We start from the raw sequence: 13,397 nt of genomic DNA, 5'->3' as shown, positions 1-13,397 counted from the left end.
GGCGCGGCGGTTCCCGGCGCGGTCCTCGGCGGTGGCGGCGGTCAGCACGTCCAGGCGCAGCTCGGCGGGGATCGCCGCGATCGGCAGGACGGACAGCAGCCGGTCGGTCGGCAGCGGCGGCGTCTCGCGCTCGCCGCACACCGGGCAGCTCGCCACATGCCGGACGAGCGACGCCGACGTCTGCGGGGACAGCGGCCACGACTCCGTCAGCGCCGAGACGCTGGGGCAGTCCTTCCAGTGGTTCTGCGCGATGAGGGACGCGTGCAGCGCGCTCGCGAGGTCCTCGCGGGACTTCTCGACCAGCGCGAGCGTCTCCTCCAGCGGCATGCCGAAGATGCCGGACAGGTCGACCTCGTCCAGCTCGTGCCGGACCGACAGGTCTATCGCCTCGCGCTGCCGCCCGTTGAGCGCGGCCAGCGCGCTGTGCGCGAGCAGCCTGCGCTCCTCGCGCCGGGCGAGCTGCTCGTCGGTCAGGTCGTCGTCGGCCTCCGGCGCCTCCTGCCCGGTGTGCCGGTTCGGGCTGTCGCGGCGGCGCATGCACTCCTTGCGGGCGATCGAGTACAGCCAGCCGCGCAGCCGGTCCGGCTCGGTGAGCCGGTCGATGTGCTCGCGGGCGGCGATGACGACGTTGCGCAGCGCGCCGGCCGCCTCGACGCGATCGCGGAGCAGCCCATGGCAGTAGTCGTAGAGGAACGGCGCGTAGGTGTCGTAGACCTCGGTCAGCGCGATGACGTCCCCGGCTCGCAGCGAGTTCGCGAGCCTGAGGTCGTCGTCCCGCCCGGGCCCTGGCTCACCGGCCACGGGAACCCTCCCAGTCGAATTCGGTGTTCTTGATCGTGCCCCCGTGAGCGGCGACGCCCGCCGGCCCGCTCTTGGTTGCCTGATCTTGCCACCAAGTTGCTGAGATTTCTCCCCTATGAACGGATTTCAGTGACGGCAGCGGCACACGCCGTGGCCGTCTCGCCTAGTGAGCAAGGCCCTCCGGACCCAAAATGTGATCTAGGTCACGTTTAATTCCGGCCGCCTCCGCCACCGCCGTCGGTGTCCGGGCATTCCCACGAGATGGAGCGGGATTCGCCGCCGGGAGAGAAGACAACGGTCCCGGTACCCGATCCGCTGCAACTCTCGGCAAGCCGCACCGTCGCGGAGCCCGGCTGGCCGTTGGAAAGCCTGCCGCCTCCGCTCACGTTGAGCGGCGCCCCGCCCGACGCCGACCATCTGACAGACCCGCCCACCGCCTGCACCGTGATCGTGCACTCGTCGCCCACGCCGTTGAGGTTGCATGCGGCGGGGCCGACTCTCAGCTGCCCGTTTCGGGGCCTGGTGCGGGTGGGTGTGGGGGTGGGGGTGCGGCGGGTGCGCGTTGGTGTTGGGGTGGCGCTGGTGGGCGTGGGGGTGGGGGTTTCGGTTTCCGTGGGCGTCGGTGACGGTTCCTCGGAATCGGTCGGCACGGCCGAGTCGCCTATGGACGCAGACGGCCCGCTCGGCGAACCCTGGGCGTTCGTCCCCTCGCCGGGCGAGTCGGACATGACGTAGAACGCGCCCGCCACGATCAGCACCACCGCCGCGACGGCCGCGAGCACCGGCCAGAGCGCGCGCGGGCCGCCCTTCCTCGACGCGGTGGGCGGGGCGGCGCGGTCGATGCTGACGGGCCAGCCCCAGGCGTCGAACGGCTCGGCCCGGTGCGCGATCGCGGCGAGGTCGGAGGCCAGCGCCGGGTCCGTGGCGGTGGCCATGACCAGGCCGCGCAGGTCGGTCGGCATCATCGCGACGGGCAGCACCTGAAGGAACCGCGCCGCCGAGATCGTCCGGTCGCGCCGCGCGATGCAGGTCGGGCACGTGTCGATGTGGTGGACGAGCTTCCGGACGATCGCCGGCGGCAGCGGCCACCCGCCGTCCTCGGCGAGCGCGGACACGCTGGGGCAGTCGCGTCCGTCGCGGGCGATGGACGCCGCGGCGAGCGCGTCCTCGAGGTGGGCGCGGGCCTCCCCGGACAGGTCCGTGGCGGCCTCGGCGTCGATGCCGAGCACGCCGCCGATCTCCACGACGTCCAGGCCGTGCCGGAGCATGAGGTCGAGCGCCTCGCGTTCGCGTCCGCGCAGCCCCGACAGGGCGCCGTGGACGAAGTGGCGGGCCTCCTGCCGCTGCGCCAGCTCGGCCTCGTCCAGGAAGCCCTCCTCGACCTCGGGCGCCTCGCGCCGGTCGGCGGGACGGTCCGGGCCGCGCAGCCGCCGCATGCACTCGTTGCGGACGAGCGCGTACAGCCAGCCGCGGAAGCGGTCGGGCTCGCGGACGAGGGGAACGTGCGCGTAGGCGGCGATGAGCGCGTCGTGCAGCGCGCCGGCCGCCTGGTCCTGGTCGCGCAGCAGAGCGTGACAGTAGTCGTACAGGCGTGCCGCGTAACGATCCATGACCTGGATGAGGGCACTTGGATCGCCTGCGGCCAGCGACCGCGCCAGGCGCTCGTCGTCGGCGCGGTCGAGATTGGGCCATCCGGACACAAGGTCCTCCTGCGGGCTGAGTCAGCATCCTCGTCCGCATCAGGGACGGGTTTGATGATCCAATGGGGAGCGAATGCGCTCTCCCTGCCCCTGCCTTCCGGCCCGGGGCCTGGGAGCCGTTCCAACCGGCTTGCCGGGGGTCGCACCCAGCCGGTCCGCCGGGAATGACGACGGCTCACTCACCCTGGACGCGGGCCAGGGGGAAAGCGGGTCGGAGGCCCGACGGCCCCGCTCCCCGTCGGGCCTCCACTTGAATTGACGGCCGACGCGCGCGCACGGTTGACACGGATCGAAGGAAAAAATCCAGAACTACCTGGCGCAATCGCATGATCACCGGATGGCGGTCACTGGATCCGGCGGGACAGCATCTTCAGGAAGATCTTCTGGATCTCCGCCGGCGTCATCGCGATCTGGACGCTGCCGTTCGTCACCTGGGCGATCTGCTCCAGCTCGTTGCGGTCCACGCCCTTGCCGAACCCGATCATGTTGACCTGGATCGGCTTGTTCGGGTCCTGCATGCCCTTGAGCTGGTTCAGCGTCGTCTGGAGCGTGGGGCCGCCGGGGTCGTCGTTCTTGCCGTCCGTGAGCAGCAGGATGGAGTTGCCGAACTCCGGCTTGTAGCTCTTGTTCATCCCGTTGTACGCGGCGAGCAGCGTCCGGAACAGGCCGGTGTCGCCGTCCGGCTTCGGCCGCATCTGCTGGAGCGTGGACAGGAAGAGCCCGCGCCGCGTGGTCGACCCGATCCGGTCGCTGAGCGGGCCGATCGGGATCATCTCCTTGTACGGCTTGTCGCCGGTCATGTTCGTCGAGAACAGCCACTGGCCGAGCTCGGTGTCGTCCGACATCATGCTCAGCCCGCCCTGCGACACCTGCGCGATGGCCTGCAGCCGGTTGAGGTTCGGCCCGACCTGCTCGGCCATCGAGCCGGACACGTCGATCAGCACGAGCATGCGCAGCCCGAGCGTCAGCTTCGACCACGCCTGCATGATCTTCGCCACGTCGGCGCTCTTCGGCGCGGGCAGCTGCCGCGGCCGGGCGGGGCTGACGCCGGCCTTCTGGTCGAAGCCGTTCGGCGCCTTGCCGTCCGGGGTGCGGAACCCCTGCGCGTGGACGTCGCTGCGCGTGGCCTCGGTGCTCATCGCCTTCTCCAGCAGGCGGGCGCCCTCCTGCTCGCCGGCGTCCGCGCTGGTGACGGTGAACGGGTAGTCCATCGACAGCGTGCCTTCGAGCGGGTACAGCGCGACCGCCGGCTCCTCCGGCCCGGTCCCGTTGTACTTCCACAGCGCCTGCTCGGACGACAGCGAGATCGGCTGCTTGCCGGTGCGGCCCTTGCGGAAGTGCGTGAACTCCGCCGCCACGTTCGGGACGGTGCTCTCCCGCACGGTCCGGACGATGCCGGTGAAGATCGAGTCCCGGTTCGGGTCGTTGGCCAGCAGCGTGTTGGTGATCATCAGCGAGCCCATGCCCGCGGCGTTCTTCATCGGGTCGGGCGCGACCAGCCGCACCGAGCCCGCCGGGATCATCTGGTTCTTGGTCACCGCGCCGCCCGCGACGCCGCCCGCGGCCTTGAGCAGGTTGTCCCAGGACGGGCTCGCGGTGATGCCCTGCTGCTTCAGCTGCGCCGCGAGCGACTGCGGCAGCCCGACGACGATCGGGCTCGACGCGACCGACGTCTTGGTCTTGGTGGTGGCCGCGGCGTCGCCCTGGCCGCCGTTCTGGCCGCCGCCCCCGCCGCCTCCGCCGCTCGACTGCGCCAGCGACACCCACAGCGACGAGTCGGGGATCCACACGTCCGGACGCTCGTTGGACGGGTTCGCCACGCCCTGCCCGGACAGCAGCGTCGACACCGTCGCCGGCTCCGCCTTCTTCACGGTCGCGACGACGCACTTGCCGTCGGCCTTCTGCTTGGAGTCGTTGAACCGTCCGACGGCCTTCTCCACGACCGGCGCGATGTCGGGCGCGGCCGCGACGGTCAGGTTCATCGCGTCGTCGCCGGAGCAGCCGCTCCCGCTCTCCGCGAACGCGTACACGCCGACGCCCAGCAGCAGCGCCAGGCCCACGGCCCCCGCCATCGGCCCGATCAGCGCGGACGCGCTCCGCTTGCGCTTGCGCCGCCCGTACTCGTAACCGCCCGACCCGCTGCCGTAACCGCCCGATCCGCCGTAACCACCGGACCCGCCGAAGTCGCCGGACCCGCCGTAGTCTCCCGATCCGCCACCGTAGCCGCCGCCGCCACCGCCTGATCCGCCTGGTCCGCCGCCGTAACCGCCGGATTCGCCCACCCCGCCGGCCCCGCCGCCGAAGAACGCCGCCCGGCCTCCGTCGGAGCTGCGGATGGAGTCGTATTCGCTGTATCCCGTCCCGGCGAGCGGGGAGCTCTCGGACGGCGGCCCCTGCCGGCCTTCGGCGGCGGGCTCATCGAAGCCGTAACCGCCGGCTCCCGACCCGTACCCGCCCCCCTCCGGAGCGCCACCGTACCCGCCGGACTCCGAGGCGGCGCCGTAACCGCCGGACTCCTGGGCGCCGCTGTAGCCGCCGGATCCGTACACGGGCTGCTCGCCCGACCGGCGCGGCGTGAACCATTCCGGCGTCTCGCCCGATGACGTGGGCGAGCCGGGCGGGGGCCCCGCCGGCGTCCCCTGCGGGCCCGCGGGCGGTTGCCCGATCGGCCGGCCCTGGCTGTCCCGCGCCCCGAACCAGTCGGAGGACCCGTCGTTGGCCGGGCCGAAGACGGGCGTGGACGGGTCGTAGCCGCCCTCGCCCGGCCCCTCGGGGAAGTCATTGCCATGACGTCCGCTCATGCCCTGCCCTCGATTCACCAGAAACCCACCGATGTTCCCCGGCACTGTAGTAGTACGAACTAGAGGTTACAAAGAACTCAAAAGTGATAATGACGCAGGTCATGCGCGTATGTCTCATCGTCGGCGAAGCCGCCCGCAGCCGTCACGCCCAGCGAGCGCAGCGCTACGCGCGCCCCACGCCCTCCGGCAGCGGGACGGCCCCCTGGCCTCGCCGTTCGGCCGGATCCGGACTTGCTCCCGCTCCTGTGGAGCGGGTTCCCGCACGTCGGACGGACCGCGACGGAGAGAACCATCACAGTCACCGCGAGAACCAGGGATGAGATCTACCGAGACCGAATCGGATTCCGGAAAGGTCGCGCGACGCTGCCCGCTCGCCCCGCGCGGCCATCACGCCCGGGTTTCGCCGTCCTGCATTTTCCACCCAGAAGTTGACGCGTGTTGAGGAGGCGGTGGCGCGCCTCGAAGGGCGCCGTGCCTGCGCCCCTTCTGCGGCATTCCTTGATCAGCCGACATCGTCGTCCCGTCCAAAGAGGCTGTTCGGGAACGGTGCATGTCATGGTCATCATCTATCGGCGCCTGACAGGCGATACGCGGTGCGGGGCAGAGGGCGCGTCCGTGCTCCCGGCCGGCTGCGGGAGACTTGGGGGATGGCCAGCCTGGTTCCCGTCTCCGACCCCGCGGACCCGCGCCTCGCCGACTACGTGCGGCTCCGCGACGTGAACCTCCGCAAGAGCCTGGAGGCCGAGCACGGCCTGTTCGTCGCCGAGGGAGAGAAGGTGATCCGCCGCGCGGTCGCCGCCCGCCACCCCGTCCGCTCCCTGCTGATGGCCCGCCGCTGGTTCGAGCCGCTCGCCGACGTCCTGGACGGCCTCGACGCCCCCGTCTACGTCGCCGACGACGCCACCATGGAGTCGGTCACCGGCTTCCAGGTCCACCGCGGCGCGCTGGCGTCCCTCGAACGGCTCCCGCTCCCCACCGTCGACGCCGTCGTCGCCGACGCGCGCCGCGTCATCGTCTGCGAGGACATCGTCGACCACACGAACATCGGGGCCATCTTCAGGTGCGCGGCGGCCCTCGGCGTCGACGCCGCCGTGCTGGCGCCGCGCTGCGCCGACCCGCTGTATCGCCGCTCGGTCAAGGTCTCCATGGGCGCGGTGTTCGCGCTCCCGTACGCGCGCATGACCGACTGACGGAACGGGCTGTCGACGCTGCGCGAACACGGCTTCCAGCTTCTGGCCCTGACACCCGCGCCCGATGCCGTGCCCATCGACGAGGTGCAGACGGCCGAACGCAGGGCGCTCCTGCTGGGTTCCGAGGGGGACGGGCTGTCGTCCCGCTGGCTGCACGAGGCGAACCACCGCGTCCGCATCCCGATGAGCGAGGACGCGCTGGAACGCGGCGTCGACTCGCTCAACGTCGTGGCCGCCGCCGCGATCGCCTGCTACAGCCTCACGCGCTGATCAGGCGCTGATCACTTGCCGAAGGTGCCGCGGCGGGGACGCCGGTGCTCGCCCTTCGTCCGCTTCGCGGCCGCGGCCGGCAGGCGCTTGCGTCCCAGCCGCGCCTGCGTCAGCAACAGCGAGAACGCCACCATCAGCGCGGCCAGCCACGCGATCTGCGTGCTCGCCATCCGCTCGAACGTGAGGTCCTGCGCGACGGGTGACTTGTTCCCCTGCAGCCGGCTCTGCGGCGACGCGACCTGACCCGGCGCCACCGACGGGTTCGGCGCGTTCGGGCTCGTGATCGGCGGCAGCGCCACCTGCGGGTTCCGCGGGTCGAACGACGAGTTCGGCGCCGGCGGGATGACTCCGCCCGTCGTCCCGGGACCGGACGAGCCGCCGCTGCTGGAGCCGCCTGAACCGCTGCTCGTGCCTCCGGAACCGCCGCTCCCGGACGACGTGGACGGCGGATTCCCCGAACTCGACTTCGTCGGGCGCGGCGTCTTGGTCTTCGTCGGCGGAGGCGTGGTCTTCGTTGGCGGTGGCGAGGTGTCGACCGGGAGCTGGGCGAATATCACGTTCCCGCTGCCGGTTCCCGTCACATCCTTGTCGTCGACCTTGCCCGCGACGGTGACCGCCAGCGTCACCGTGACCTTGCCTGTGATCGCCTCGTCGAGTTTCACGATGGACTCGACCGGCTGCGGCTTCCCGTCCGCGCCGATGAGGTTGCATGCGGGCTCGCCGTCGCAACCGCTCTTGACCTTGGGGTTCCCCTTGGCGGGGTCCGGTGTCAGCTTGACGCCGGTGACCTCGAGTTTCGACGGGGTACCGCCCTCGACGACGACCTTCGTGACGACCTTCGCTTCCTTGTCGGCCCCCACGTTGCTCGCCTCTGCGGTGACCGTGATGCCCAGCGTCGGGTCCGCCGAACCGGCTACGGCGGACGCGCCGCCGGCGGCGACCACGGCGGCCGCGCCGAGTCCGATGATGGTGGGTATGACCGCTGATCGGCAGATCACTGCCGCAGCACCTCCGTTGCGTCGCCGTTGAGCGCATGTGTCATCGCTTCGAGGGATCGCCTCGGGACACAAGCGAACACGGAACTAAGCCCCAAATCAACCCCATCCGGAATCATGTGAACTCTTCACGAACGTCTTCAACTTCCGATCTGGGGGCCCAGGTCTGCCAGATTCCCAGGTCGATGCGGTCTAGCCCGAGACTTTCGGCGACCGGAGCGCGTCCCCCTGAATATTCGACTCGCAGCCAGGTTTCGTGCTCGCCCACAATGACGAAGCGTTCACCGCGCCAGCGGCAGGTGGTCCGGACGTAGCGGAGGTCCTCGATCTCGGACGCGGGGACGACGCGGCGGTACCGTCCGGGGCGCAGCTCCTCGAACCCGTCCGTGGGCGCGGGCGCGTACAGCCTGACCTCGGCGTCCGCGCCGGGCGCCGCCTCGAAGTCGCGGCCGAGCCAACGCGCGACGTATCCGTCCCGGATCACTGCGCGGCCTCCGTCCGTCCGCCTGAAGCGTCCCGTCCGCCGGACGCGTCCGCGCTCGCGTCGGGCCGGAGCCAGGCGAGCCGGTCGGGGTCGTACATGGCCACGAACCGCTCGGACCGGTCGCCGCCGAGGTAGTACATCTCCGCCCCGAACGGCAGCCGGACGCTGTCCACCTTGTACTCGCGGATGGAACCGGCGCTGCCCGGCGCGAAGCCGCCGCCCACGAACGGCGGCCGTTCGATCACCCATCCGGCGTCGCCCCAGGTGGACAGCTCCTCCTCGTCCCGTCCGCCGAACGGGATGCGGTACAGGCCGGAACAATAGGCGGGCCAGCGGATGACGTACACGCCCTCGTCGCCGGGGGAGAACGGCGACCCTTCGTACAGGAGCCCCAGCGCCTCGTACAGCTGGACGGGCGCCTGCAGTTCTCCCACGTCGCTCGTCAGGTGGACGAAGCCGCCCACCCGGTCGTAGCCCTGCTCCAGGTACCAGGCGACATGCCCGTGCGGCACGACCTTCTGCATGATGGACGGCGCCGCGCCCCGGTCATCGAGGTCGGGCGCCATCTGCGGCACCGGTTCCGGCCGCGGCTGCGGCGCGGTCTCCCGGACGGAAGGAACCTCCTCCCGGACGGACGAAACCTCCTGCGCGACGGACGGAGCCTCCTGCGTGACGGACGGAACGTCCTGCCGGGCGGGGGGGACCTCGGGCCGGGCCGGGACGAGCCCGACCCGCGCCGCCCACTCGCTCAGCTCCCGCACCTGGTCGCCGCGCAGCGACGCGCCGATGTGCGTTCCCGGGTTGAGCAGCATCGCCCACTCGTCCCGGGGCCACGCGCCGATCAGCTCGCGGAAGTCGGCGTACACGAACCGCGACTCCGGCAGCACCTCGCGAAGCCGCACCAGCGACGTGAACACCTGCACCGCGGACTCGGTCCGCAGCGCCGCGTCCCACCGGAACTCGTACTGCATCGGCGTCACTTCGAGCGGCGCGTCCTCCGGGATCGGGACCAGCACGTTCGCGTTCAGCAGCACCCGCAGGAACGCGTCGGAGTCGCCGGTCGACGCCGCCTCGTACAGCTCCTGGTCGATCCGGTTCCCGGCCTCGAACTCGGGCTCCGGTTCCCGGACGGCCCGCAGCGGCCGTCCGTTCGGCACGGTGTCCTCGCCCGTGTCCGCATCGACATGCGGCGCGGTCTCGCTGAGAAGGCCCGGTTCGCCGGACGCTTCCGCATGCTCCGCAACTGCCTCCGGCACCTCTTGGACATGCGGGACGGGGTGCGCGTCCTGTGGATCGGCGGCGGGACTGCCCGGTGTTTCGTTCGTTTCCGGAATCTCGGACGGGGCCGGGTAACTCTCCTGCACGTTCGAGCCGAGTGCGGCGGAGATGGCGGACTCGGCGGGGACGTCCGGTCCGGCGGCGCTCGTGCTCGGCACAGGCTCGTCAAGGGCGGGCTGCGGTGCGGCTTCGGCGGGCGGAGGAGCGCTCTGCGCGTCTGGGGCGCTCAGCAATGTTTCGGCAGGTTGAGGTACCTCGTCGGGGATTTCGGGTGGTCCGGCGTGGCGTCCGCGCGGACGTTCCGGCGCCGTATCGCCGGGGAAACCGGCGACGGGGCTCTGCGCGGCCGGTGCGTCAGGCTCAGCGGGGACGGCAGGGACAGCGGGCGCAATCGGAACGGCGGGCTCAGCGGGGAGGGCGGGCTCAGCGGGGAGGGCGGGCGCGACCGGGACGGCCGGTGTCTCCGGCGGCGGTGGCGTGGACGCGGACGGGGGCGTCGCCGCCGCGTCCGGCCCGCGCAGCGAGCGGACCTGGTCGCCGGGCATGGTCGCGTCGATCGGCGTGCCGGGGTTGAGGACGAGCGTCCACCCGGTGTCCGGCCAGGCGGCGACCATCTCGACGAGGCTCGGCATGACGAACCTGGACGAGCCGATGGCCTCGTTCATCCACTTCAGGGACGTGAAGATCTGGATGGACGTGCGGCCGTGCACCGGCACGGGCCGCCACGGGAACCCGGGGTCGCCGGGGTCGATGCCCCACGGGGTGTCGGGATCGGCGGAGACGAGGACCTGTGCGCCGAGAAGGATGGCGAAGAAGGTGTCGGTGTCGCGTCGGCGGGCGGCGTCGAAGAGCTGCTGCTCGATGTCGTTCTGCGGGTCGAAACCCTCCGTCATTTGCTGCGCGGCGCGCTGGTCGGCCCAGGTGGCGAGGCCGGGGAGCTGCTGCGCGAGGATGGTGCCGCCCGCGGGGGAGCCCGAGTTGATGGCGAGCAGCCAGTCGTGGTTCGGCCAGTAGCGCAGCGCGACGGTGAACGGCAGCTTGATGTATTCGGTGCCGGTCCCAGCCGCGTGGGCGGCCTCGATGAGCCGTTCCGGGGACGTGAACATGGGCACGACGGTGGAGCCGTCCACCTCCCGGGTCTGCCAGGGGAAACCGGGACGTCCCGGACGCAGCGTGTAGTCGGTGTCGTCGGGGACGGGGAGCAGCACGTCCGTGGCGGCCAGCGTCTGCAGGAAGAGGTCGTGGTCGTTGTTGGCCGCGGCGCGGAGCAGGTCGCGCTCCACCTCGTTCGCGGGCTGGAACTCCTGCCGGGACGCCTCGTGGGACGGTTCGCTGGGCGCTTCGCGGGGGAGGTCGCGGTGCTGGTCGCGGAGCTCCTCCCAGGGCGCCGCCGCGCGGCCGACCTGCGGCGGGCGGCCGTCGCCCGCGGCGACCTGCCGGACGAACCAGGACGGCAGCCGCGCCTCGATCGGCAGGACGGTCCCGACGCCCCGGGCCGGGACGTCGACGGCGAGCCACCAGCGGTCGTCGGGCCACGTCTCGGCGATCTCACCGAACCTGATCGTCATGAAGTGCTGGTAGGTCTGGCCGAGGCAGGCGCGCATCGCCGACGCCGACGTGTACACGAGCACGTGCACCCGGCCGTCCTCCTCCTGCGTCGGCCAGGACGGCTGCGTCTCGTTGGCGAGCATCCCGTCCGCCACGTCCGGCGGGACGGGGACGACGAGCTCGCTCTCCGCGAGGAGCCGGAAGTAACTCTCCTGGTCTCCGGCCCGTACGGTCTCCTCCAGCCGGTGCTCGAGATCCGACGTGGGTCGCCACGCGTCGGCCACGGTCGCCACCCCCTGTTTCTTCCGTGCTCGTCCCCGCGCGACTGTCTACGCTACATGGGCGAACAGGACCAAAGAGCATCTTCACTCGGCGGCGCCGGAGTCCGCGCAGCTCAGCGGGCCGTCAGCCCGGCGAGGGCGGTGAGGAGGCGGTCGATGTGCTCCTCGCTCGTCCCGATGCCGAGGCTGGCGCGGACGGCGGTGTCCCGGCCCGCGGCGCACCCCGGGTCGTCCCCACCTAGCAGGTGGCTGAGGAAGGGGTGGGCGCAGAACTTCCCGTCCCGGACGCCGATGCCGTACTCATCGGACAGGGTAAGCGCCACGTCTCGCGCGTTCCAGCCGTCCACGACGAACGACACGATCCCGACGCGCGGCGCACGGTCGCCCCACAGAGTCAGCTCGCGGACGGACGGCAGCGCGGCCAGCCCGGCCCGCAGCCTCTTCACCAGCGCTTCCTCGCGCGCGGCGACCGATTCCCAGAGGTCCGACAGGGTTTCGCAAGCGGCGGCGAGCGCGATGACGCCCAGCACGTTCGGGGAGCCGGCCTCGTGCCGCTGCTCGGCGGACGCCGCCCACCGGGTCGTCCGCCCGACGGACGCGCTGGCGCCGCCGCCCTTCAGATAGGGGGCGGCGGCGCGGAGCCAGTCGGCGCGCCCGGCGAGGACGCCCGCGCCGAACGGCGCGTACAGCTTGTGCCCGGAGAACGCGACGTAGTCGAGGCCGAGCGCGGTCATGTCGATCGGACGGTGCGGGACGAGCTGCGCGGCGTCCACGGCGATGCGGGCGCCGTTGCGGCGGGCGACCTGCGCGAGCTCCTCGATCGGCCACAGCTCGCCGGTGACGTTGGACGCGGCGGTGACGACCAGCAGCCGCGACCCGATGGGGGACTCGCGCAGGGCCCGGTCGGCGGCGGAGACGGCCTCGGCGGGGGTGGCGGGCGCGGGCAGCCGCACGGCCCGCCGCCACGGCAGCAGGCTCGCGTGATGCTCGGTCTCGAAGACGACGACGCTCGTCCCGGCGGGGACGGCGTGCGCGAGCAGGTTCATCGCGTCGGTGGTGTTGCGGGTGAACACGACGGCGGAACGACGCCAGCCGCCGACGAACGAGCGGACCGTCTCCCGCGCCTCCTCGTACGCCCCGGTCGTGACCTGCGAGGTGTAACCGGCGCCGCGGTGCACGCTGCTGTAGTACGGCAGTGCACGGGTGACCGCCTCGTGCACCGCCTCCAGACAGGGCGCGCTCGCGGCGTAGTCGAGGTTGGCGTACGGGACGTGGCGTCCGTCCCGCACGGGCACCGGTACGTCCGCGCCGATGACGCGCGGGCCCGGCTGAACCCGGGCCCCCTCGGCGGGCGTCACAGCAGGCGTGATGGCGTCGCGAGCGGGCGGAACGGAGTGAGCGGGCGGAACGGAGTGAGCGGAGCGGGCGAGCAGCGTCGGCATGCCGGGACCTTCCGGGTCAGGGACCCCGGAAATCCGCCGGGATCCGCGCTTGCCGGAACGCGGATGCTGCGTCCGGCCAGGTCCTCACCCGGGGCACCCCATCGCGGACGAAGGGTTGCCGGCCAGCAAGCCGGGGCTTGGCGCTGGCGCTCATGACCTCATGCGGAAGTATATGCGGGGCCGGACGGGGATCAACCGGGAGGATGCGATGCGACACGGGATGGCTCGGGCGCTGGCCGCGGGCGCGGCGATGCTCGGCGCGTCCGGCCTGCTCGGCGGGTGCGGCGCGCTGGGCGGCGACACCGGGCAGGTGTGCGCCGACACCAAGAAGGCGTTCCAGCAGTACATCGCCCAGGTGAGGACCATCCCGGCGGCCGAGCCCGCGCGCTGGCGGCAGGCGACGGAGCAGCTCGCCGGACGCCTCGACGCGCTGGCGAAGAAGACCGGCGACGACGACCTGAAGAAGGCGCTCAAGGCCGAGGCGGGCAAGCTCCGCGCGGCCGCCCCGGCCGTCGGCACCGGCGACGTCGCGCAGCTCGACACCGTGATGAACCAGACCCCGGGCAGCATAGGAAAAGCCTGCGAGTAAGGGGTGCCGCGCGTCCCG

At 72.0% G+C, this 13,397-nt stretch carries 8 protein-coding genes, 1 pseudogene and 1 riboswitch; of the genes and pseudogenes, 2 read left to right on the top strand and 7 right to left on the bottom strand.

Annotated elements, in window-relative coordinates; translation table 11 throughout:
• The 3 genes from ACH35V_RS23640 to ACH35V_RS23630 all read right to left on the bottom strand — a co-directional run.
• Nucleotides 1–801: RNA polymerase sigma factor (locus ACH35V_RS23640; protein WP_395975141.1), on the bottom strand; the 801-nt coding region annotated here is incomplete at its 3' end.
• A 209-nt stretch (nucleotides 802–1,010) separates the two neighbouring features.
• Complete coding sequence (locus ACH35V_RS23635; RefSeq protein WP_395975140.1) at nucleotides 1,011–2,501, bottom strand: RNA polymerase sigma factor; 1,491 nt, start codon at nucleotides 2,499–2,501, stop codon at nucleotides 1,011–1,013.
• Between the two features lie 344 nt (nucleotides 2,502–2,845).
• Nucleotides 2,846–5,302, bottom strand: a complete 2,457-nt coding sequence (locus ACH35V_RS23630) for a substrate-binding domain-containing protein (protein ID WP_395975139.1) — start codon at nucleotides 5,300–5,302, stop codon at nucleotides 2,846–2,848.
• 647 nt (nucleotides 5,303–5,949) lie between these two features.
• Between ACH35V_RS23630 and ACH35V_RS23625 the strand changes: the two are divergent.
• A pseudogene (locus ACH35V_RS23625) lies at nucleotides 5,950–6,762 on the top strand (TrmH family RNA methyltransferase).
• A gap of 11 nt (nucleotides 6,763–6,773) precedes the next feature.
• Here the strand turns inward: ACH35V_RS23625 and ACH35V_RS23620 are convergent.
• The 4 genes from ACH35V_RS23620 to ACH35V_RS23605 form a co-directional block, all read right to left on the bottom strand.
• Nucleotides 6,774–7,760: a hypothetical protein gene (locus ACH35V_RS23620; protein WP_395975138.1), complete on the bottom strand. Its 987-nt coding sequence runs from the start codon at nucleotides 7,758–7,760 to the stop codon at nucleotides 6,774–6,776.
• A gap of 112 nt (nucleotides 7,761–7,872) precedes the next feature.
• Complete coding sequence (locus ACH35V_RS23615; protein ID WP_395975137.1) at nucleotides 7,873–8,241, bottom strand: hypothetical protein; 369 nt, start codon at nucleotides 8,239–8,241, stop codon at nucleotides 7,873–7,875.
• A complete protein-coding gene (locus ACH35V_RS23610) occupies nucleotides 8,238–11,360 on the bottom strand; it encodes an SseB family protein (protein WP_395975136.1) in 3,123 nt (1,040 codons plus the stop codon). The genes ACH35V_RS23615 and ACH35V_RS23610 overlap by 4 nt, the downstream gene beginning before the upstream one ends.
• Before the next feature lie 101 nt (nucleotides 11,361–11,461).
• A complete protein-coding gene (locus tag ACH35V_RS23605; protein ID WP_395975135.1) occupies nucleotides 11,462–12,790 on the bottom strand; it encodes an aminotransferase class V-fold PLP-dependent enzyme in 1,329 nt (442 codons plus the stop codon).
• 40 nt (nucleotides 12,791–12,830) lie between these two features.
• Nucleotides 12,831–12,948, bottom strand: a riboswitch (SAM riboswitch).
• A 50-nt stretch (nucleotides 12,949–12,998) separates the two neighbouring features.
• Here ACH35V_RS23605 and ACH35V_RS23600 point away from each other — a divergent pair.
• Nucleotides 12,999–13,379 (top strand): hypothetical protein, encoded by a 381-nt coding sequence (locus tag ACH35V_RS23600; protein WP_395975134.1) that lies wholly within the window; start codon nucleotides 12,999–13,001, stop codon nucleotides 13,377–13,379.
• The last annotated feature ends 18 nt before the right edge of the window (nucleotides 13,380–13,397 follow it).

The sequence above is a fragment of the Actinomadura sp. 1N219 genome, assembly GCF_044326405.1.
GTDB lineage: Bacteria > Actinomycetota > Actinomycetes > Streptosporangiales > Streptosporangiaceae > Spirillospora.
This window is presented reverse-complemented; position numbering and strand designations above follow the sequence as displayed.